The sequence below is a fragment of the Silanimonas lenta DSM 16282 genome, assembly GCF_000429065.1.
Taxonomy (GTDB): Bacteria; Pseudomonadota; Gammaproteobacteria; order Xanthomonadales; family Xanthomonadaceae; genus Silanimonas; species Silanimonas lenta.
This window is the reverse complement of sequence record NZ_AUBD01000001.1, coordinates 93,012-114,709: the sequence shown is the minus strand read 5'-3', so window position 1 is coordinate 114,709 and position 21,698 is coordinate 93,012. Positions and strand designations below refer to the sequence as shown.

General features: G+C 70.1%; 17 protein-coding genes. 11 read left to right on the top strand and 6 right to left on the bottom strand.

Annotated elements, in window-relative coordinates; all coding sequences use genetic code 11:
* Positions 1 to 13: 13 nt before the first annotated feature.
* Complete coding sequence (locus G408_RS12405; protein WP_051282452.1) at positions 14 to 2,314, bottom strand: DNA translocase FtsK; 2,301 nt, start codon at positions 2,312 to 2,314, stop codon at positions 14 to 16.
* A gap of 65 nt (positions 2,315 to 2,379) precedes the next feature.
* Positions 2,380 to 3,447 (bottom strand): alanine dehydrogenase, encoded by a 1,068-nt coding sequence (locus G408_RS0100535; RefSeq protein WP_028769499.1) that lies wholly within the window; start codon positions 3,445 to 3,447, stop codon positions 2,380 to 2,382.
* Positions 3,448 to 3,630: 183 nt separating this feature from the next.
* Between G408_RS0100535 and trxB the strand changes: the two genes are divergently transcribed.
* The 4 genes from trxB to infA all read left to right on the top strand — a co-directional run bounded on the left by trxB (position 3,631) and on the right by infA (position 6,819).
* A complete protein-coding gene (gene trxB / locus G408_RS0100530) occupies positions 3,631 to 4,584 on the top strand; it encodes a thioredoxin-disulfide reductase (protein ID WP_028769498.1) in 954 nt (317 codons plus the stop codon).
* Between the two features lie 13 nt (positions 4,585 to 4,597).
* A complete protein-coding gene (locus G408_RS12400) occupies positions 4,598 to 5,758 on the top strand; it encodes a GNAT family N-acetyltransferase (RefSeq protein ID WP_051282451.1) in 1,161 nt (386 codons plus the stop codon).
* Positions 5,755 to 6,498, top strand: a complete 744-nt coding sequence (gene aat / locus G408_RS0100515) for a leucyl/phenylalanyl-tRNA--protein transferase (RefSeq protein WP_028769497.1) — start codon at positions 5,755 to 5,757, stop codon at positions 6,496 to 6,498. Before G408_RS12400 ends, aat begins: the two co-directional genes overlap by 4 nt.
* Positions 6,499 to 6,600: 102 nt before the next feature.
* Positions 6,601 to 6,819, top strand: a complete 219-nt coding sequence (infA, locus tag G408_RS0100510) for a translation initiation factor IF-1 (protein WP_028769496.1) — start codon at positions 6,601 to 6,603, stop codon at positions 6,817 to 6,819.
* An 83-nt stretch (positions 6,820 to 6,902) separates the two neighbouring features.
* Here infA and clpA read toward each other — a convergent pair whose 3' ends face one another.
* Positions 6,903 to 9,188, bottom strand: coding sequence for an ATP-dependent Clp protease ATP-binding subunit ClpA (gene clpA, locus G408_RS0100505; protein WP_028769495.1), 2,286 nt, complete (start codon positions 9,186 to 9,188; stop codon positions 6,903 to 6,905).
* A gap of 40 nt (positions 9,189 to 9,228) precedes the next feature.
* On the bottom strand, positions 9,229 to 9,555 hold the full coding sequence (clpS, locus tag G408_RS0100500; protein WP_028769494.1) for an ATP-dependent Clp protease adapter ClpS: 327 nt from the start codon (positions 9,553 to 9,555) through the stop codon (positions 9,229 to 9,231).
* Between the two features lie 124 nt (positions 9,556 to 9,679).
* Here clpS and G408_RS0100495 point away from each other — a divergent pair, with 124 nt between their 5' ends.
* The 4 genes from G408_RS0100495 (at position 9,680) to acnA (ending at position 14,674) form a co-directional block, all read left to right on the top strand.
* Positions 9,680 to 10,141 carry an NUDIX hydrolase gene (locus G408_RS0100495; RefSeq protein ID WP_028769493.1) on the top strand — a complete coding sequence of 154 codons (462 nt, stop codon included), beginning with the start codon at positions 9,680 to 9,682 and terminating at the stop codon, positions 10,139 to 10,141.
* Positions 10,138 to 11,253, top strand: coding sequence for a tRNA 2-thiouridine(34) synthase MnmA (gene mnmA, locus G408_RS0100490; RefSeq protein ID WP_028769492.1), 1,116 nt, complete (start codon positions 10,138 to 10,140; stop codon positions 11,251 to 11,253). Before G408_RS0100495 ends, mnmA begins: the two co-directional genes overlap by 4 nt.
* On the top strand, positions 11,250 to 11,870 hold the full coding sequence (hflD, locus tag G408_RS0100485) for a high frequency lysogenization protein HflD (RefSeq protein WP_028769491.1): 621 nt from the start codon (positions 11,250 to 11,252) through the stop codon (positions 11,868 to 11,870). The genes mnmA and hflD overlap by 4 nt, the downstream gene beginning before the upstream one ends.
* Before the next feature lie 119 nt (positions 11,871 to 11,989).
* Entirely contained in the window at positions 11,990 to 14,674 is a 2,685-nt protein-coding gene (acnA, locus tag G408_RS0100480; protein ID WP_028769490.1) for an aconitate hydratase AcnA, read from the top strand.
* A 68-nt stretch (positions 14,675 to 14,742) separates the two neighbouring features.
* On the opposite strand, the gene G408_RS0100475 is transcribed toward acnA, so the two are convergent.
* Entirely contained in the window at positions 14,743 to 15,312 is a 570-nt protein-coding gene (locus G408_RS0100475; RefSeq protein WP_051282450.1) for a YybH family protein, read from the bottom strand.
* Here G408_RS0100475 and G408_RS0100470 point away from each other — a divergent pair.
* Genes G408_RS0100470 through G408_RS12395 form a run of 3 tightly spaced genes read left to right on the top strand, consistent with a single transcriptional unit; the run spans position 15,305 to position 19,454 of the window.
* Entirely contained in the window at positions 15,305 to 16,990 is a 1,686-nt protein-coding gene (locus tag G408_RS0100470) for a long-chain fatty acid--CoA ligase (protein WP_028769488.1), read from the top strand. The genes G408_RS0100475 and G408_RS0100470 overlap by 8 nt on opposite strands.
* A gap of 9 nt (positions 16,991 to 16,999) precedes the next feature.
* Entirely contained in the window at positions 17,000 to 18,226 is a 1,227-nt protein-coding gene (locus tag G408_RS0100465; protein WP_028769487.1) for an HD-GYP domain-containing protein, read from the top strand.
* Positions 18,207 to 19,454: a GGDEF domain-containing phosphodiesterase gene (locus G408_RS12395; protein ID WP_169719195.1), complete on the top strand. Its 1,248-nt coding sequence runs from the start codon at positions 18,207 to 18,209 to the stop codon at positions 19,452 to 19,454. The genes G408_RS0100465 and G408_RS12395 overlap by 20 nt, the downstream gene beginning before the upstream one ends.
* Positions 19,455 to 19,460: 6 nt before the next feature.
* Here G408_RS12395 and G408_RS0100455 read toward each other — a convergent pair whose 3' ends face one another.
* Positions 19,461 to 21,602: an Ig-like domain-containing protein gene (locus G408_RS0100455; RefSeq protein WP_028769486.1), complete on the bottom strand. Its 2,142-nt coding sequence runs from the start codon at positions 21,600 to 21,602 to the stop codon at positions 19,461 to 19,463.
* Positions 21,603 to 21,698 lie beyond the last annotated feature (96 nt).

The following is a 21,698-nucleotide window of genomic DNA, read 5'->3' as shown; positions in this document are numbered from 1 at the left end:
CTGAACGGTGGAATCAACGCGGCGGCGGCGGGGCGATGACCGTGCGGTCGCCGTTGTGTTCGGCAGCCGAGACGATACCGGCCTGCTCCATCGCCTCGACGAGGCGCGCGGCGCGGTTGTAGCCAATCTTGAGCCGGCGCTGCACCGCGGAGATGGAGGCCTTGCGGCTCTCGGTGACGAAGGCCACCGCCTGGTCGTAGAGCGGGTCGTTCTCGCTGTCCTCGGGGCCGGCGGCCTCGGGGAGTCCCGTGGCCCCCACCACGGTGCCGTCGCCCAGCGTCTGCACTTCGGCCAGCACGCCCTCGACGTAATCCGCGCCACCGCCGTGCTGCTTCAGGAACTCCACCACCCGGTGCACTTCCTCGTCGGAGACGAAGGCGCCATGCACGCGCTCCGGCAGGGCCGTGCCGGGCGGCAGGTAGAGCATGTCGCCGTGGCCGAGCAGCGTTTCTGCGCCAGACTGGTCGAGAATCGTGCGCGAGTCGATCTTGCTCGAGACCTGGAAGGCGATGCGGGTCGGGATGTTGGCCTTGATGAGGCCGGTGATCACGTCCACCGAAGGGCGCTGGGTGGCGAGGATGAGGTGGATGCCGGCGGCGCGGGCCTTCTGCGCCAGACGGGCGATCAACTCCTCCACCTTCTTGCCGACGATCATCATCATGTCGGCGAACTCGTCGATGAAGACGACGATGTAGGGCAGCGGCTCCAGCGGCCGTGGGGCCTCGCCCAGCTCCGGATTGGGCTTGAACAGCGGGTCCATCAGGGGCTGGCCGGCGTCGCTGGCCTCCTTCACCTTGCGGTTGAAACCGGCCAGGTTGCGCACGCCCACCGCGCTCATCAGCCTGTAGCGGCGCTCCATCTCGGCCACGCACCAGCGCAGGCCATTGGCCGCCTCCTTCATGTCGGTGACCACCGGCGCCAGCAGGTGCGGGATGCCCTGGTACACCGAAAGCTCGAGCATCTTGGGATCGATCATCAGCATCCGCACGTCCTTGGCGGAGGCCTTGTACAGCAGCGAGAGCACCATGGCGTTCACCGCCACCGACTTGCCCGAGCCGGTGGTGCCGGCCACCAGCAGGTGCGGCATGCGGGCGAGGTCGGCCACCGTGGGCCGGCCGGCGATGTCCTTGCCCAGTGCCAGGGTGAGCGGGCTTGGCGACTTGTCGTACTCCTTCGAGCGCAGCAGCTCGGAGAGGAAGATCATCTCGCGCTTGCCGTTCGGGATCTCGAGGCCGATCACCGACTTGCCGGGGATCACATCGACCACGCGCACCGACTTCACCGACAGGCCGCGGGCGATGTCCTTGTCCAGCGAGCTGATCTGGCTGCCCTTCACGCCGGGCGCCGGCTCCATCTCGAAGCGGGTGATCACCGGGCCGGGATAGGCCCCCACCACCTGCACCTCGATGCGGAAGTCCTTGAGCTTGAACTCGATCTGCCGCGAGAGCGCTTCCAGCGTTTCCTCGGAATAGCCCTTCTCCTGCACCCTGGGCTCGTCGAGCAGGGACAGCGGCGGCAGCCCGCCCTCGGGCACGGCATTGAACAGCGGGATCTGCTGCTCGCGCCTGGCGCGCTCGCTCTTCTCCACCACCGCCGGGGCCGGGGCCTCGATCCTGACCGGCTCGCGGCGGGCGCGCTTCTGCGTCTCGGCCTTGCGCACCTCCTCGCGCTCCTCTCGCAGGGCCCGGGTGCGCTGCCACTCGGCGGCCCGGGTGCGTCCGGCGCGAAGGCGCTCGAAGAGGCGCAGCACCGTCGCCCCGATCCACTCCATCACCGCGAACCAGGACAGGCCGGTGGCAAGGGTGACCGACACCAGGGCCAGGGCCAGCAGGAGGAGATGCCCGCCGGCAAGGCCGAACAGGGTGGACACGGAATGGCCGACGAGCCCGCCGAGCATGCCGCCGGCACCGGCGGGCAGCTCACCGCCGGTGGCGAACCACAGGGCCATCAGGCCGGTGCCGGCCACCAGCACGCCGGCGATGCCGACGAGGCGCAGGGCCGGGCCGAGGTCGAGATGGCCGTCGCCGTCCTCGTCCATGCCGAACAGGGCCACCCAGGCCACGCCGCCCAGGATCAGGGGAAGGGTGTAGGCCATCCAGCCGAACAGCCAGAAGGCGAGGTCGGCGATGTGCGCGCCGGCCACGCCGCCGAAGTTCTGCGTGCTGCCGGTGACACTGCCGGTGCGCGACCAGCCGGGATCGGCCGAGGAATAGCTGACGAGGCTGGCCAAAAGGTAGAGGAGGGCCGGCGCCGCCACCACCAGCGCCACTTCGCGCCACAGCTTCTGTCGACGATCCAGTGCCCTGCCCTCCAACGGCCATCATCGCCCGGTGGCCGCTCCCTGCGGCACCGGGCCGCAGGGAGTGTAGCGCGATGGCGTCAGAGCGCCATGTCCTTCAGGGCGGGGTGCACGATCTTCCCGGCCTCGACGTTGATGCCGCGAACCAGGGCCGGGTTGTCGCGCCACTGGCCCGAGGCGAGCTTCTGCACCCAGGGCAGGATGGCGGCGCAGATCGCCTGCGAGGAGGTCTGCGGCACCGCGCCCGGCATGTTGGTGACGGCGAAGTGGGTGATGCCCTCCTCGACGTAGGTCGGCTCCTTCCAGGTGGTGGCGCGGGTGGTCTCGAAGCAGCCGCCCTGGTCGACCGAGATATCGACCAGCACGCTGCCCTTCTCCATGCCCTGGATCATCTTGCGGGTGACCACGTGCGGCGCCTTGGCGCCGGTGACCAGCACCGCGCCGACCACGATGTCGGCGGTCTCCAGCTCGCGCGCCACCACGTCCTCGTAGGGATAGAGGGCGGTGACGTTGGGACCGAGGCGCATCATCTCGGCCATGCGGTCCTGGCGCTTCTCGAACACCACCACGTTGGCGCCGCCCGCGGCGGCCAGCGCCGCCGAGTTGCCGCCGGCCATGCCGGCGCCGAACACCACCACCTTGCCGCGCTCGGTGGAGGGCAGGCCGCCCAGCAGCTTGCCCTTGCCGCCCATCGGCTGGTGCAGGAGATGGGTGCCCACCTGCACGCCGATGCGGCCGGCGATGATCGACATCGGCGCCAGCAGCGGCAGGTCGCCGTTCTCCAGCTCCACCGTCTCGAAGGCCACGCCGGTCAGCCCGATGTCGAGCAGGCGGCGGGTGAGCACCGGCTCGGCGGCCAGATGCAGGTAGCAGAACAGCAGATGGTCCTTGCGGAGATGCTTCAAGTCGCCCTCGATCGGCTCCTTCACCTTCACCACCAGTTCGGCCTTCTCGTAGAGCGCCGCGGCATCCGGCGCCACCTTCACGCCGAGCGCGGTGTACTGGTCGTCGGTAAAACCGCTCTTGATGCCGGCATCCTTCTCGATCCACACCTCATGGCCTCGGCGCACGAGGTCGGCGCAGGCGGCGGGCACGAGGGCGACGCGACCTTCGAGGGTCTTGGTTTCGCGGGGGATACCGATACGCATGGTGCTTGGGCTCCAGGGGGCGACGAATCGCGCGTTGAACGAACGGAGCCGCCCTTGGGGCGGCTCGGGATGGGAACGGTGCAGCCTTGATTTGCGGGGGCGCGGCCCCCAAGCTTTGCAGCCCGCATGCCGCGCCTTTGTTGCGCCGCACCGACCGCCACGAAGCCGCGAAAGTATAGCCCCATGACCGCCACCAAGCATTCCCGCCTGCTCATCCTCGGTTCCGGCCCGGCCGGCTACACCGCCGCCGTGTACGCGGCCCGGGCCAACCTGAAGCCGGTGCTCGTGACCGGCCTGCAGCAGGGCGGCCAGCTGATGACCACCACCGAGGTGGACAACTGGCCGGGCGATGCCCATGGCCTCACCGGCCCCGACCTGATGGCGCGCATGCAGGCCCATGCCGAGCGCTTCGAGACCGAGATCGTGTTCGACCACATCCATACGGCGGAGTTGGGTTCGCGACCCTTCCGGCTGAAGGGCGATGCCGGCGAATACACCTGCGATGCACTCATCATCGCCACCGGCGCCAGCGCCAAGTACCTCGGCCTGCCCTCCGAGGAGGCCTTCAAGGGCCGCGGCGTCTCGGCCTGCGCCACCTGCGACGGCTTTTTCTTCCGCGGCCAGGACGTGGCGGTGATCGGCGGTGGCAATACCGCCGTGGAGGAGGCGCTCTACCTCGCCAACCTCGCCAACAAGGTCTACCTGGTGCACCGCCGCGACAAGCTGCGCGCCGAGAAGATCCTGCAGGACAAGCTCTTTGCCAAGGCCGCGGCCGGAAAGATCGAGATCCTCTGGGACCACGCCGTGGACGAGGTGCTGGGCGACGAGTCCGGCGTCACCGGCGCCCGGCTGCGCTCCACCCGCGATGGCAGCACCCGGCAGATCGCCGTCACCGGCTTCTTCGTGGCCATCGGCCACAGCCCGAACACCTCGCTGTTCGAGGGCCAGCTGGAGATGCGCGACGGCTACATCAAGGTGAGGAGCGGCCTCGACGGCATGGCCACCGCCACCAGCATCCCCGGCGTGTTCGCCGCCGGCGACGTGGCCGACCACGTCTACCGCCAGGCCATCACCTCGGCCGGCTCGGGCTGCATGGCGGCACTCGACGCCGACCGCTTCCTCGACCAGCAGGGATGAGCCGGCCCGGCCGATGCCCCAGTTCCGCCTCCACGCCTCGCTGGCCGGCATCCCGGCCGCCGCGTGGGATGCGCTGAACCGCGGCGGCCATCCCTTCACCCGCCATGCCTTCCTCGAGGGCCTGGAACGCCACGGCTGCCTCGATCCCGCCCATGGCTGGAGCCCCCTGCACGCCACGCTGTGGGAAGGTGGGGAACTGGTGGCGGCGGCCCCGGCCTACGTCAAGGGCAACTCCCATGGCGAGTTCGTGTTCGACCGGGCCTGGGCCGAGGCCTATGCCCGGCACGGCCTCGCCTACTACCCCAAGTGGCTGATCGGCGTGCCCTACACCCCGGTCACCGGCCCGCGCCTGCTGGCCGTGGATGAGGCGGCGAAACAGGCCCTGCTGGCAGCCATGCGCGAGGCCGCGCCGAGGCTCGGCCTGCACTCGATCCATGCCAACTTCCTCGACGCCGAGGACCTCCCCGCCTTCGATGACGACTGGCTGGCGCGCGAGGACGTGCAGTTCCACTGGCAGCGCCATCCCGACTGGCGGCACTTCGACGATTTCCTCGCCGCCCTCGACCACAAGCACCGCAAGAACCTGAAGGCCGACCGGCGCAAGGTGGAACAGGCCGGCATCCGCCTGCGCCTGCTCGACGGCCGGGCTGCGGCAGGCGCGCCGATGGCGGCCATGCACGGCTTCTATGCCGCCACCTTCGCCGGCAAATGGAACCACGCCGCCCTCACCCCGGCCTTCTTCCAGCACCTGTGCACGGCCATGCCCGAGACGGTGCTGCTGGCGCTGGCCGAGCGCGCGGGCGAAGCCGTGGCCGGGGCCCTGTTCCTGCACTCCCCCGGCACCCTGTACGGCCGCTACTGGGGCGCCCACGGATTCCACCCCGGGCTGCACTTCGAGACCTGTTACCACCAGGGCATTGCCTGGTGCCTCGAGCAGGGCCGGAACCGCTTCGAACCCGGCGCCCAGGGCGAGCACAAGCTGGCCCGCGGCTTCCTGCCCACCACCACCCACAGCCGGCACTGGCTGGCAGAGCCCCGGGTGCGCCCGGCGCTGGCCCGCTGGTGCGCCGCCGAACGCGAGGCCGTGGCCCGCTACCGCGCCGAAGCCGCGGCCCATGGCCCGTTCCGGCAGGGCAGCGGCCCGTTGCCCGCCGCGGAGGAAGTGCGCCGGTGAGCCGCCCCTTCCTGCTCGGCCCCGATCCCGAGGCCCCGTTCCCGCCCGCCGAATGGGCCCTCGCCGAACCCGACGGCCTGCTCTGCGTGGGCGGCGATCTTTCGCCCCCGCGCCTGGTCCGCGCCTACGCGGCCGGGCTGTTCCCCTGGTTCAACGAAGGCCAGCCCATCCTCTGGTGGTCGCCTTCGAGGCGCCTCGTGTTTGCAAGCAACGGCGTGCACCTCTCGCGGCGCTTCCGCCGCACGCTGCGCCGCAGTGCCTGGGAAGTGCGCTTCAACACCGCCTTCGAGGCGGTGGTGGCGGCCTGCGCCGAGACCCCGCGACCCGGTCAGCACGGCACCTGGATCACCCGCGACATGCGCCGGGCCTATGCCCGGCTGCATGCCCTGGGCCATGCCCACAGCGTCGAGGTCTGGCACGGCCCCCGGCTGGTGGGGGGGCTCTACGGCGTGAGCGTGGGCCGCGGCTTCCATGCCGAGAGCATGGTCAGCCTCGAGAGCGGCGGCTCGAAGGTGGCCCTGGCGGCCCTGGGGCGGCACCTGCAGGCCCTGGGCTGGCCGCAGTTCGACGCCCAGGTCGAGAACCCGCACTTGCGCTTCATGGGGGGCGAGGTCTGGCCGCGCGCGCGTTTCCTCGCCTGCTTCCGGCCGCTCACGGCCTCCCTCGCCCCCTGCCCGGACTGGGCCGGAGCCCCGTTCCCGGCCGCCTGGCTGGCCGATCCCCCGCCCCCGGCCGGCTGAACCCGCCTGCCCGCTTAACCGGATTTTTGCAAGCCCGCCCGGGCCGTGGCAGACTTCGCGCCTTCGCCGAACCCCCGCCCGTCCAGAGAAACCGCCCGCTGCATGTCCAAAGACGATTCCATCGAGTTCGAAGGCACCGTGACCGAAACCCTGCCGAACACCATGTTCCGCGTGAAACTGGAGAACGGCCACGTCATCACGGCGCACATCTCGGGGCGCATGCGCAAGAACTACATCCGCATCCTCACGGGCGACAAGGTAAAGGTGGAGATGACCCCCTACGACCTCACCAAGGGGCGCATCACCTACCGCATGAAGTAAGGGCCAAGGCCCGCTTCGCGCCAGACGGAAACGGCAGCCTCGCGGCTGCCGTTTCGCCTTCCGGGCCCGGGCGCCGGCCGTCCTCACTCCACGGTGGCGGGGAGCAGCTTCTCCGGCTCGGCGAAGGCCTCGACGGTGAGCTGGCCATCGGCCACGCCCACGGTCACCCGGCCACCATTGACCAGCTTGCCGAACAGCAGCTCGTCGGCCAGCGGGCGCTTGATCCGGTCCTGCAGCAGCCGGGCCATCGGCCGGGCGCCCATCTGCGGATCGAAGCCGTGCTCGGCCAGCCACTGCCGCGCCTCCGGGGTGGCCGTCAGGGCCACGTGCTTCTCCTGCAGCTGCGCTTCGAGCTCGATCAGGAACTTGTCCACCACCCGCAGGATGTGGTCGAAGCCGAGCGCGCTGAACTGCACCACGGCATCGAGGCGGTTGCGGAACTCCGGGGTGAAGGTCTTGCGGATCACCTCCATCGCATCGGTGGCGTGGTTCTGCTCGACGAAACCGATCGAGCGCCGCGCCGCCTGGGCCGCGCCGGCATTGGTGGTCATCACCAGGATCACGTTGCGGAAGTTCGCCTCGCGGCCGTTGGTGTCGGTGAGGATGCCGCGGTCCATCACCTGCAGCAGGATGTTGAAGACATCCGGGTGCGCCTTCTCGATCTCGTCGAGCAGCAGCACGCAGTGCGGGGTCTTGACGATCTTCTCGGTGAGCAGGCCGCCCTGGTCGAAACCGACGTAGCCCGGGGGCGCGCCGATCAGGCGGGAGACCGAGTGCGGCTCCATGTACTCCGACATGTCGAAGCGCACCAGCTCGATGCCGAGCTGCAGGGCGAGCTGGCGGGTGACCTCGGTCTTGCCCACGCCGGTGGGACCGGCGAACAGGAAGCTGCCGATCGGCTTGTCCGGGTTGCCGAGGCCGGAGCGGGCGAGCTTGATCGAGGCCACCAGCGATTCGATCGCCGGGTCCTGGCCGAAGATCACCATCTTCAGGTTGCGCTCGAGGTTCTGCAGCACGTCCTTGTCGGAGGCCGAGACCTGCTTGGGCGGGATGCGCGCCATCTTGGCGACGATGAGCTCGATCTCCTCGACGTCGACCAGGGTCTTGCGCTGCCCTTCCGGCAGCAGGCGCTGCCTGGCCCCGGCCTCGTCGATCACGTCGATGGCCTTGTCCGGCAGCAGCCGGTCGCCGATGTGCTTGACCGAGAGGTCCACGGCGGCCTGCAGCGCATCGGCGCTGTAGGTCACCTCGTGGTGGGCCTCGAACTTGGCCTTCAGGCCGTTGAGGATGGCCACGGCCTCGGCCACGGTGGGCTCGACCACGTCGATCTTCTGGAAGCGGCGCGCCAGGGCGCGGTCCTTCTCGAAGACCCCGCGGTACTCCTGGAAGGTGGTGGAGCCGATGCAGCGCAGCTCGCCGGTCTGCAGGGCCGGCTTGATCAGGTTGCTCGCATCCATGGTGCCGCCCGAGGCCGAGCCGGCGCCGATGATGGTGTGGATCTCGTCGATGAACAGGATGGCATCGGGCTCCTTGCGGATCTGCCCGATCACCGCCTTGAGGCGCTTCTCGAAATCGCCGCGGTACTTGGTGCCGGCCACCAGCGCGCCGAGGTCGAGCGAGTAGACGGTGGCCGACTTCAGCACATCCGGCACCTTCCCCTCGACGATGCGCCAGGCCAGGCCTTCGGCCAGCGCGGTCTTGCCCACGCCGGCCTCGCCCACGTAGAGCGGGTTGTTCTTGCGGCGACGGCAGAGCACCTGGATGGTGCGCTCGATCTCGGCCTCGCGGCCGATCAGCGGGTCGATCCTGCCCTCGCGCGCCAGCTGGTTGAGGTTGGTGGCGAACTCCTCGAGCGGGTTCTGCCGCGCCTGCCCCTCCTCGCCGCCCTCGCCCTCCTGCTTCGAGGACTCGGGCGCCTTCGGCTCCGGCGCCTCGCCGGACTTGGTGATGCCGTGCGAGATGTAGTTCACCACGTCGAGCCGGGTGATGTCCTGCTGCTGCAGGTGGTAGACGGCATGGCTGTCCTTCTCGCCGAAGATCGCCACCAGCACGTTGGCCCCGGTCACTTCCTTCCGGCCGCTGCTCTGCACGTGGTAGACGGCGCGCTGCAGCACGCGCTGGAAACCCAGCGTGGGCTGGGTGTCGCGGGTGTCGTCCTCCGGCAGGATCGGCACCGTCTCGGCGATCACGTTGCGCAGGTCCTGCGCCAGCCGGGCGTTGTCCGAGCCGCAGGCCTTCAGCACCTGCGCGGCGGAGGCGTTGTCGAGCAGGGCCAGCAGCAGGTGCTCGACCGTCATGAACTCATGGCGGGCTTCGCGGGCCTGCTTGTAGCACTGGCCGATGGTGTACTCGAGGTCTTTGCTGAACATCGTCGAAGCCTCCAGGGGATGACCCGGATATGGGGGCGGCTCAGGCCTTTTCCATGGTGCACATGAGCGGATGCTGGTGGGTGCGGGAGAAATCGTTCACCTGCGACACCTTGGTTTCTGCCACTTCCCGCGTGTAGACGCCGCACACGCCCCGTCCCCGGGTATGCACGTGCAGCATCACCTGCGTCGCCTTCTCGCGGTTCATGCCGAAGAACAGCTGCAGGACCTCGACCACGAAGTCCATCGGCGTGTAGTCGTCGTTCAGCAAAAGCACGCGGAACAGCGGCGGCCGCTCCAGTTCGGGCTTCGCCGTCTCCACGACGAGGCCGCGTTCGTGCTCGGATTCCGGGCGTTCGCGTTGGCTCATGCGGCCAGTATATGAGGCCCTGCCCGCGGCGCCACAAGGGCTTGCGGCCCTTGGACGGCACGCGTGCCGGGCGTCACAATCGGGGCTTCGTGCCCTGCCTTTCCGTGCCGGGCTGGAGACTGCGTTGAGCTATCGTGAAGGCCGCTTCTGGCAACCCGACGTCACCGTCGCCACCGTGGTGCTGCGCGAGGGCCGCCTGCTGATGGTGGAGGAGGAAGTGGGCGGGCGGCGGGTGCTGAACCAGCCGGCGGGCCACCTCGAACCAGACGAGGCGATCGTCGCGGCGGCGGTGCGCGAGACCCTGGAGGAGACCGGCTGGACGGTACGGCTCACCGGCTTCGTCGGCGCCTACCAGTGGCAGGCGCCGGAGACCGGCCGCAGCTACCTGCGGCTCGCCTTCACCGCCGAGGCGCTCTCCCACGACCCCATGCGGCCGCTGGATGCCGGCATCGTCCGCGCCCTCTGGCTCCCCCCCTCGGAGCTGGAAGCCCGGGCCGCCGAGCACCGCAGCCCGCTGGTCTGGCGGGTGGCCCGCGACGTGCTGCAGGGCCGTTGCCTGCCGCTGGAGGCGGTGGCCGCGCTGTGAACGGGAGCGCCCGCGTCATCGTGGGCATGTCCGGCGGCGTCGATTCCTCGGTGGCCGCCTGGCTGCTGCGCGAGCAAGGCATTCCCCTCGCCGGCCTGTTCATGCAGAACTGGAACGAGGACGGCGGTGGCGAATGCCGGGCCGAGGCCGACCGCCGCGACGCGCTCCGGGTCTGCGGCCAGCTCGGCATCCCCTTCCTCGCCCGCAACTTCGCCGCCGAGTACTGGCGCGGGGTGTTCGAAACCTTCCTCGCCGAGTACCGCGCCGGCCGCACGCCGAATCCCGACGTGCTCTGCAACCGCGAGGTGAAGTTCAAGACCTTCCTCGACGAGGCCCGTGCCCTCGGCGCGGAGCAGGTCGCCACCGGCCACTACGCCCGCATCGACCGCCACGAGGGGCGCTGGCGCCTGCTGCGCGGCCGCGACCCGGGCAAGGACCAGAGCTACTTCCTGCACCAGCTCGGCCAGGCCCAGCTCGCCGCCACCCGCTTCCCGGTGGGGGAGTTGCCGAAGACCGAGGTGCGGGCGATCGCCACCCGGCTGGGGCTCGCCACCGCGAGGAAGAAGGACTCCACCGGCATCTGCTTCATCGGTGAACGCGACTTCCGCGACTTCCTTTCCCGCTACATCGCCATCACCCCGGGCGAGATCGTCGATCCTGCCGGCGTGGTGCTGGGCCGGCACCCGGGCATCGCCTTCTTCACCCTCGGCCAGCGCGAGGGTCTCGGGCTCGGCGGCATGCGCGGCCGCCCGCAGGCCCCATGGTTCGTGGTGGGCAAGGACCCGGAGGGCAACCGGCTGATCGTCGACCAGGGCGACAGCCCCCTGCTCGCCTCGACCCGCCTGCGCACCGAGGCCATGCACTGGGTGGCCGGCGAAGCCCCGCCGCTGCCGCTGCGCTGCGAGGCTCAGGTGCGCTACCGGCAGGCGGCGCAAGCGTGTACCGTGCAGGCCCGCGACGACGGCGGCGTGGACGTGCGCTTCGACCAGCCGCAGCGCGCCGTCACGCCGGGCCAGTCGCTCGTCCTTTACCGTGGCGAGGAATGCCTCGGCGGCGCAGTGATCGCCGCCACCGATGCCCCCCTCGACCCGCTCCGCCACACCTGCCCATGATCGACCGCGTCATCGCCCTCTCCGCCCTCGCCCAGTCGCTGCGCCTCGTCCACCAGCTCGCCACCCTGGGGCAGACCGAGCAGGCGGCGGAATCGGTGCTGCTCGACAGCCTGTTCCGCTTCGAGGCCGAGGACGTGGAGGACATCTATGGCGGCCGCGGCGATCTTGCGCGCAACCTCGACCGTGGCCTGCGCGAGCTGCTGGCCCTGCTCGGCCATGGCCGCCGCGACCCGGCGGTGGCCAGCATGGGCGCCACCCTGCTCGCCGTGGAGCGTGCCTTCATGCGCCATCCGCAGGCCGGCGAACGGGTGCAGGCGGTGCTGCGCGACGTCGAACGCCAGCGCCAGCACCTAGGCCCTCAGCATCCCACCGTCTTCAAGCGCCTCGCCGACCTCTACAGCGAGGTCATCAGCCCGCTCGGCCCCCGGGTGCTGGTGCGCGGCAACCCGGTGTACCTCGGCCAGCCACAGGTGATCGCCGAGGTGCGCAGCCTGCTGCTCTGCGGCCTGCGGGCCGCCGTGCTGTGGCGCCAGGTGGGAGGCAGCCGCTGGGACTTCCTGCTGCGCCGGCGGGCCATGGTCGAGGCCGCCCACGGTCTGCTCTCGCCGCTCGACTGACCTCATCCATACCGCCCCGTACGGGGGCGGTTTGCGGCATAATGCGGGGCTGTCCGTGCCCGCGCCCTGCGAAGCGCGCAGGGCCGGCCCCTCCCCGCATCCCCAGCCTGGAGCCACCCATGAGCGACTCCTTCGCCACCCGCGACACGCTTGCCGTCAACGGCAAGACCTACGCCTACTACAGCCTGCCGAAGCTGGGCCAGCGCTTCGACATCAAGCGCCTGCCCTACTCGATGAAGATCCTCCTCGAGAACCTGCTGCGCTGCGAGGACGGCGTCACCGTCAACGCGGGCCACATCGAGGCGGTGGCGAAGTGGGAGCCGAAGAAGGAGCCGGACACCGAGATCGCGTTCATGCCGGCGCGCGTGGTGCTGCAGGACTTCACCGGCGTGCCCTGCGTGGTCGACCTCGCCGCCATGCGTGATGCGGTGAAGAAGCTGGGCGGCGACCCGAAGCGCATCAACCCCTTGATCCCCTCCGAGCTCGTGATCGATCACTCGGTGCAGGTCGACGTGTTCGGCAAGCCCACGGCCGCCGACGAGAACGGCGCCATCGAGTTCTCGCGCAACAAGGAGCGCTACAGCTTCCTGCGCTGGGGCCAGAAGGCCTTCGACAACTTCAAGGTGGTGCCGCCGAACACCGGCATCGTCCACCAGGTGAACCTCGAGCACCTGGCGCGCGTGGTCATGACCCGCACCATCGACGGCGTCGAGCATGCCTTCCCGGATACCGTGTACGGCACCGACTCGCACACCACCATGATCAATGGTATCGGTGTGCTGGGCTGGGGCGTGGGCGGCATCGAGGCCGAGGCGGCGATGCTCGGTCAGCCCTCCTCGATGCTGATCCCGCAGGTGGTGGGCTTCAAGCTCACCGGCAGGCTGCCGGAGGGCGCCACCGCCACCGACCTCGTGCTCACCGTCACCCAGATGCTGCGCAAGCACGGCGTGGTGGGCAAGTTCGTCGAGTTCTACGGCGAGGGCCTCGACCAGCTGCCGCTGGCCGACCGCGCCACGATCGCCAACATGGCCCCGGAGTACGGCGCCACCTGCGGCATCTTCCCGATCGACGCCGAGGCCCTGAACTACCTGCGCCTCTCGGGCCGCCCCGCCGAGCAGATCGCGCTCGTCGAGGCCTATGCCAAGGCCCAGGGCCTGTGGCGCGACCCGGCCGTGGAGGCCGAGTACAGCTCCACCCTGCACCTCGACATGGGCGACGTGAAGCCCTCGCTGGCCGGCCCGAAGCGCCCGCAGGACCGCGTGCTGCTCTCCGACATGCGATCGGTCTACCGCGAGGCCCTGAAGCCGATGGCCGAGGCGCGCGCCGCCAGGACCACCGCCAAGACCCCGGGCGAGGCCGAGTTCCAGGGCGGCAAGCTGAAGGACGGCGCAGTGGTGATCGCCGCCATCACCTCCTGCACCAACACCTCGAACCCGGCGGTGATGCTGGGCGCCGGCCTGCTGGCGCGCAATGCCGTGGCCAAGGGGCTGAAGACCGCCCCCTGGGTGAAGACCTCGCTCGGCCCGGGCTCGCTCGTCGTCACCGACTACCTCAAGAAGGCCGGCGTGATGGGCGATCTCGAAGCCCTCGGCTTCCACGTCGTCGGCTACGGCTGCACCACCTGCATCGGCAACTCCGGCCCGCTGCCGGAGGCCGTCTCGAAGGCGATCGCCGAAGGCGACCTGATCGTGACCTCGGTGCTCTCGGGCAACCGCAACTTCGAGGGCCGCGTGCACGCCGAGGTGAAGATGAACTACCTCGCCTCGCCGCCGCTGGTGGTGGCCTACGCCATCGCCGGCACCACCGACATCGACCTTGCCACCCAGCCGCTCGGCACCGGCAAGGATGGCCAGCCGGTCTACCTCAAGGACATCTGGCCCTCGAACAAGGAGATCGGCAACGCCATCGCCGCCACCATCGGGCCGGAGATGTTCGCCAAGAACTACGCCGACGTGTTCCGCGGCGACAGCCGCTGGAACGCCGTGGAATCGCCGGATGGCGAGAGCTACCAGTGGGACGAGTCCTCCACCTACATCAAGCACCCGCCCTACTTCGAGGGCATGACGATGCAGGTGGGCTCGATCGAGGACATCCACGGCGCCCGTGTCATGGGCATCTTCGGCGACTCGATCACCACCGACCACATCTCGCCCGCCGGCAACATCAAGCCGAGCTCGCCGGCCGGCAAGTTCCTGCAGTCGCGCGGCGTGGCTCCGGCCGACTTCAACAGCTACGGCTCGCGCCGCGGCAATGACGACGTGATGGTGCGCGGCACCTTCGCCAACATCCGTATCAAGAACCTGATGCTGGGGGGCGAGGAAGGCGGCAACACCATCCACTACCCCTCGGGCGAGAAGATGCCGATCTACGACGCGGCCATGAAGTACAAGGCCGAGGGCGTGGGCACCGTGGTGTTCGCCGGCAAGGAATACGGCACTGGCTCCTCGCGCGACTGGGCGGCCAAGGGCACCAAGCTGCTCGGCATCCGGGCCGTGATCGCCGAGAGCTTCGAGCGCATCCACCGCTCGAACCTGGTGGGCATGGGCGTGCTGCCGCTGCAGTTCATGGATGGCCAGAACGCCCAGAGCCTGGGCCTGAAGGGCGACGAGGTGGTCTCGATCACCGGTCTCGAGGACGGCGCCGGCAAGGTGGCCGACGTCACCGCCACCCGCCCCGACGGCTCGAGCATCACGTTCAAGGTGCAGGTGCTGCTGCTGACTCCGAAGGAGGTCGAGTACTTCCGCCACGGCGGCCTGCTGCACTACGTGCTGCGCCAGCTCGCCGCCGCGCCGAAGGCGGCCTGAGCCGGCGAGGCCCGGACACGGGCCTCCCGGGCCAGTGCGAAGGCCGCCTGCAGGCGGCCTTCGCCGTTTCAGTGGCCACCTGCGGGCTGCGACCAGTCGGCGGCCACCAGCCGCCATTCGCCTCCCTCGCGGCGCCAGACCGTCTCCACCCGCAGGACCTCGGCACTCCGCGGCAGCAGGCCGTCGGCCCCGGTGACGAGGGCGTCGAAGCGCGCGGCGGCACGGTCGCCATGGATGTCCACGGCCACCGGGCCGAGCACCACGCCGACCCGCTGCCGGCGCAGGAGCAGCAGCGTCACGTAGCGGCGCAGGCCCTCGCGGTCCATCCCCTCGGGGCCGGCGAAGTCCTCGGCCACGGCCTCGAGCAGGCGGCCGGCATCACGGGCTTCCACCGCCGCCTGCATCCCGGCCACGGTATCGCGCAGGGCCGCCTCGTCGGCAGGCCGCGCACAGGCCACCAGCAGGGCGAGCAGCGGAAGCAGGAGCCCGCCCGTCAGCAGTGCGCGAAGGCTGCGGCATTCCGGCTTGCCGCCGCCATCCCCCTGTGCTGCAATCGAGTGAATACTCGAAGAACTGCCGCGCGTCGCGCCGTGCGCCTGGCCCGTGGTCCTCGCAATGGGAGTGGAATCGATGAGCATTGAGCGTCCCTGGTTGTCCAGCTACCCGAAGGGCGTGCCCGCGACCATCGACGTGGACGAATTCCCGTCCATCGTCTCGGTGCTCGAGAACGCGATCGCCAAGTTCCGCGACCGCCCGGCCTTCCGCAACCTCGGCAAGACCATCACCTATGCCGAGGTCGACCGCCTCTCCGCCCAGTTCGCGAGCTTCCTCCTCAACGACCTCAAGCTCAAGAAGGGCGACCGCGTCGCCCTGATGATGCCCAACGTGCTGCAGTACCCGATCGCCATCTTCGGCGTGCTGCGCGCCGGGCTCACGGTGGTGAACACCAACCCGCTCTATACGCCGCGCGAACTGAAGCACCAGCTGGTCGATTCCGGCGCCAGCGTGCTGGTGGTGCTCTCCAACGTGGCGCACACCGCCGCCGAGGTGGTGGCCGAGACACCGGTGAAGCAGGTCATCGTCACCTCCATCGGCGAGATGCTGGGCTTCCCCAAGGGCGCCATCGTCGACTTCATGGTGAAGTACGTGAAGAAGATGGTGCCCGACTACGACATCCCTGGCGCCATCGACTTCCGCACCGCGCTGGCGCGGGGCGCGAAGCACGAACTGCCGGCAGTGTCGCTGCACCATGGCGACATCGCCTTCCTGCAGTACACCGGTGGCACCACCGGCGTGGCCAAGGGCGCCATGCTCACCCACCGCAACCTGGTGGCAAACATGCAGCAGGCCTCGGCCTGGATCGGCACCAATGCCAAGCCCGGCGAGGAAGTCATCATCACCGCACTGCCGCTCTACCACATCTTCGCGCTGACGGCGAACTGCCTCGTCTTCATGAAGTTCGGCGGCCTCAACCACCTGATCACCAATCCGCGCGACATGCCGGGTTTCGTCAGGGAACTGAAGTCCACGCGCTTCACCGCCATCACCGGCGTCAACACCCTGTTCAACGGCCTGCTCAATACCCCGGGCTTCGACACCGTGGATTTCTCCGCCCTGCACCTCACGCTCGGCGGCGGCATGGCGGTGCAGCGCGCCGTGGCCGAGCGCTGGAAGCAGGTCACCGGCTGCACTCTGGTGGAGGCCTACGGGCTCACCGAAACCTCGCCGGCGGCCTGCATCAATCCGATGGACCTCAAGGAGTTCAACGGCGCCATCGGCCTGCCGATCTCCTCCACCGACGCCTGCATCAAGGACGACGAGGGGCGGATGCTGCCAGTGGGCGAGGTGGGCGAGCTGTGCATCAAGGGCCCGCAGGTGATGCAGGGCTACTGGCAGCGCCCGGAGGAGACCGCCAAGGTGATCGACGCCGAGGGCTGGCTGCATACCGGCGACATGGCGAAGATGGACGCCGCCGGCTACTTCTATATCGTCGACCGCAAGAAGGACATGATCCTGGTCTCGGGCTTCAACGTGTACCCGAACGAGATCGAGGACGTGGTAGCCACCATGCCCGGCGTGCTCGAGGTGGCGGCGGTGGGCGTGCCCGACGACAAATCGGGCGAGGCGGTGAAGGTGGTGATCGTGCGCAAGGATCCGAACCTCACCGCCGAGCAGGTGAAGGCCTTCTGCAAGGACAAGCTCACCGGCTACAAGCTGCCACGCTACGTCGAATTCCGCAGCGAGCTGCCGAAGACCAACGTCGGCAAGATCCTGCGCCGCGAGCTGCGCGATTCGGCCGGTAAGGCGACGGCCTGACGGCGCCCAATGGCCGTCGAGGAAGTCAGGCTCAGCGTCAACGAGCTGCAGCCCGGCATGTTCGTGTGCCGGCTGGAGAACCGCCCCTGGGAAGGCACCCCCTTCCCGCTGCAGGGCGTGATGGTGCGCACGGTGGACGACATCATCGCCGTGCGCCGCTTCAGCGACTACGTCTACGTCGACCGCGTGCGCAGCGTGGACGGCACGCCCGAGGCGGTGCTGATGAGCCTGGATGTCGGGGGCGCCGGCAGCCGCCTGCGCTTCTCCGGCAGCCCCACGCGCTATACGGTGAGCGCCACGGTCGAGGAGGAACTGCCGCGCATCCGCTTCGCCGCCAATGAGGCGCAGCGGCTCTCGAAACGGCTCATCGACGACCTGCGCGAGGGGCGGAAGCTCTCGATCGACGAGATCGGCACCGTGGTCGAACCGGTGGTGGCCAGCATCATCCGCAACCCCGACGCCTACTTCTGGCTGGCCAGCCTGAAGGAGCGTGATCCCTACGCCTACAGCCATGCCGTGAACTGCGCCGCGCTGATGTCGGCCTTCGGCCGCCATCTCGGCTTCCCCGGCAGCACCCTGGTGGAGCTGGCCAGTGCCGGCATGCTGATGGACCTCGGCATGGTGGAGCTGCCCGAGGGCACGGTGAATCATCCCCACCCGCTCACCGAGGCGCAGCGTACCCTGGCGCAAAGCCATGTCGAACGCAGCCTGGCCCAGCTCGATGCCGCGCCCGGCACCACGCCACTGATCCGCAGCGCCATCGCCCATCACCACGAACGCCATGACGGCAGCGGGTATCCGGCTGGCCGCCGGGGGTTCGAGATCCCGCTGGAAGCCCGGATGCTGGGCATCGTCGACACCTTCGACGCCATGGGCAGCCACCGCCCGCACCAGCCGGCGGCGGCCCGCCACCACGTGCTACAGGTGCTCTACCGCGAGCGTGACCGGTTGTTCCAGGCAGAACTGGTCGAGCAGTTCAGCCAGAGCATCGGCGTCTACCCCACCGGCTCGCTGGTCGAGCTCAGCAGTGGCGAGGTGGCGGTGGTGACGGCGCAGAACAGCGCCCGCCGCCTGCTGCCGAAGGTCACCGTGCTCACCTGGCCGGACAAGACGGTGAATCCCGCCTTCCGCCAGATCGACCTGTGGCAGCAGGCCGGAGACGGCCCGCGGCTCTCGATCCAGCGCGCCCTGCAGCCGGGGGCCTATGGCCTCGACCTTGCCGAATTCTTCCTCTGAGCCTGCGCACGGCGATAGGCTGGCCGCAGCCACCGCCCCCCTGCTGGCGGCGGCCAGCGCCACCGCGCCGCTGGCCTGCGCGCATCTGCATTTCCGCCACCGGCTGGCGGTAGCGGCGGCGCATGGGCAGGCGGTGGCCGATGCCGCGCTCGACGAAGCCGAGCGGCGCATCGCCGGCCTGCTGCGCCCGGGCGACCACCTGCTGCGCTCGGCGCAGGGCGATTTCTTCCTGCTGCTGCCGCGCCTGCTCGGACTGGGGCATGCGGAACTGGCCGTGCAGCGCATCGTCCGCGAGTTCGATGCCCCCCTGGACATCGAGGGGCGCCTGCTGTTCCTCGGCCCGACCCTCGGCCTGGCACTGGCCACCGATCCTGCCGAAGCCCCGGAGGCCCTGCAGCGGCGGGCCAGCAGCGCCGTGCTCGAAGCCCTGCGCGCCGGCCTGCCCCATGCCCTCGCCCAGGATCTCGCCCACGCCGCCATCGCTGCCGAACTGCGCGAGGCCCTGGCCCGTAACGCCCTGGAACTCGTCTACCAGCCCATCGTCACCCTGCCCGAACGCCAGGTGGTGGGCTACGAGGCGCTGGCGCGCTGGCGGCGTCCGGAAGGCGGCAGCGTGGCGCCCTCGGTCTTCATCCCGATGGCCGAGGACGCCGGCCTGGCCGCCGAACTCACCCGCTGGACCCTGCAGGTGGCCCTGCGCGAGTTCGCCCCGCTGCATGCCCGGCAACCGGACAGCTACTGCGCGGTGAATCTCTCGGCCCGCGCCTTCGAGGACCCGGCCCTGTGCGAACAGGTGCTCTCGGCCCTGGCCATCTGGGGCCTGCCGCCGGAGGCCCTGATGGTGGAAGTCACCGAGACCGCGGTGCTGCACGACGTGGGCCGCAATGCCGGTGCCCTGGCCCGCCTGGCCGCCGCGGGGGTACGCCTCGCCATCGACGATTTCGGCCAGGGCTACTCCTCGCTGGGCTATCTGCGCCACCTGCCGGCGGCAGTGCTGAAGATCGACCAGGGCTTCGTGGCCGATGCCGCCACCCCGCGCACCCGGGCCCTGCTGGAGGCCATCACCCGCATGGCACACCGTCTCGGCATGCGCGCAGTGGCCGAGGGCGTCGAGGACGAGGCCAGGCTCGGGGCGGTGCTGGAGGCCGGCTGTGATTTCGCCCAGGGCTTCCTGTTCGCCCGCCCGGCCCCACTCGGCTACTGGCTGGAGACTCCCCCGCAGGCCTGAAAGCCCCTAAGGCAGACAGCCCTGGGTGGTTCCGGCCCCGCCGAGCAGCTGCACGCTCTCCGACTGCTGCCAGCGTCCCGGTACGCCAGCGATGAAGCTGGCATCGAGGCTCAGGCTGGCAAGCCGTCCCGCGGCGTAGGTCCGCCCCAGCACGCCCACCGGCTGGCGCAGCGGCGGGCCGCTGCGCGTGCACAGCGGGCAGAAGCCGGTGAGCTGTTCCAGGGTGAGGCTGGCGCTGGCCCCGCCAAAGCCGCTGCGCTCGGCCACCAGGAAGCGCGGCACGCCGGCGGCGTCGTAGACGAAAGCGGCATAGAACTCGTAGTCCGGGTAAAGCTGCACGCTGTAGCCGGTGCCGGAACGCGCCGGGTTGTACCAGTGACTGCTGGCATCGAGGGCTGTGCCGCCCAGGCTGGGGCAGCCCCGGCCGAAGCTGACGAAGGGTTCGTTGCCGGCCTGGCCGTCCAGGCGGTAGGCGAAACGGAAAGCGTCCGGCCCGGTGGGCGTGGTCACGGCCTCGCCGATCGCGGTGAGCACGTTGCGGCTGCCGTCCCAGGCCGAGCGATAGATGCGCCCCACCCACTGCCCGTTGGCACCGGGAGCCGGGCCCTGGAGGTAGTACCAGGTGCTGCGGCCATCCTGCAGGTAGGTGTACCAGAGCCCCGCCCACTGGTCGGCCGCCGGGTAGAGGAACAGGCCGTGGCCGGAACGCGCCGGGGCGAAATAGCCGCCCGGGCGCACCCGGGGGGCGCTGCCGCCGATGGTGGCGAGCAGGGCCACGTCGGCGGCGCGCGGGCCGGGATTGCTCGCCACCACGTACCAGCGCCCGGGACTCAGGGCCGTTCCCGAAACACTGAGCACCTGGCTCGGGGCCGCCGAGGCCGTGGACGGATGGGAGGCGGTCCGCGCCGGAGCCGGCGCCACTTCGGGCGGCGCACTGCCCGCCGCGGGCGGGTCGATCCGCGCCAGATAGAGCTGCAAGGGCTCGCTGCCACGGGCGCTGACGGAGAGCGAGGTGGCGCCGGCCGGCACGTCTACGTAAAGCCGCTCCGAGGCGCTGCCGGGCAGCAGGCGCAGCCGCTGCTCGCGGCCGCTGGCGAGCGCCAGCCCGGTCTCGTTGCGCCCCGAACGGGTGAGCCGCACCGGGAAGGCCCCGACCGGCACCTCGGCCCCCGCCCGCACCTCGACATAGGCCACCCGGCTCTGGCCATCGGCGAACTCGGGCGCATCCCAGGCAAGGCGCAGGGGGAAGGCGGCACGCGCAGGTACCTGGCCCGGGCCGGTGGCGACGAAGCTGCCGTCGCCCCCGGCCACTGGCACCTCGAAGGTCTCCACCCGGGCGGTATGGGCGCTGCTGCCGGCATTCTTCAACAGCATCCACCAGCCGAGGTTGCCGCAGGCCGGCACCAGCAATTCCATCTCGCAGCGCTCGATGCTGGTCGACATGCCGGCGGCACAACGCAGCTCGTCGGCCGAAGCCCTGCCATCGCCATTGGCATCGACGCCGAGGTAGACATCGACGTTGCCGCCGGAGAGCGAGCGGGCATCGACGAGGATGCGCCAGGTGCGCGCCTCGCCGCTGCTGGGGATGACCCGCAGCGAAAACGCGCCATTGCCGGCAAAGGGATTGGCCGGACTGGCGTCCACCGCCAGCGGGAACTCCGACACCTGCGCCTCGACCAGCGGCGAGGCCTGGAAACGCGCCGATGGCAGGGCCCGCAGCCCCCCGGCCTCGAGATCGAGGAACCCGCTGCCGCCGGGGACGGTGAGCGCCAGCCCCTCGCTGATGGGCCGCAGCACGATCGCCACCTCGGCCTCGGCGCAGGTGCCGCCACTGCAGATGCGGTAGCGCAGGGAATCCTGGCCGCTGCGGTCGGCCTGCGGGGTGTAGCGGATGACGTCATCGGCCGCCGAGGCGGTGTTGAAGGTCTCGACCGAGGCAGTGCCGAGGGCGGGGGGACGCAGCAGGGTGAGCACGCCATTCGCCAGTTCGGTGCCGGTGAGCCCGTCGTTCTGGAGCACCCGAAGGTCCGTGGCCGGGGCGTTCTCCTTCAGCACATAGCGGTCGGCGATGGGCCGGACCGCGGCCGGGAGGGCACCGGCCGCCAGCAGGGCCGCAGAGGCGAGGAGGACACGCAGGCAGTGGGGCATGGCGGAAACGGCGGGGGGGGATGCCGCATCCTATCGCCCGCTCCGGCATGGGAAGGCCCAGGGCGGACCGGATTGTCAAGCGATGTCAAAAAGCGT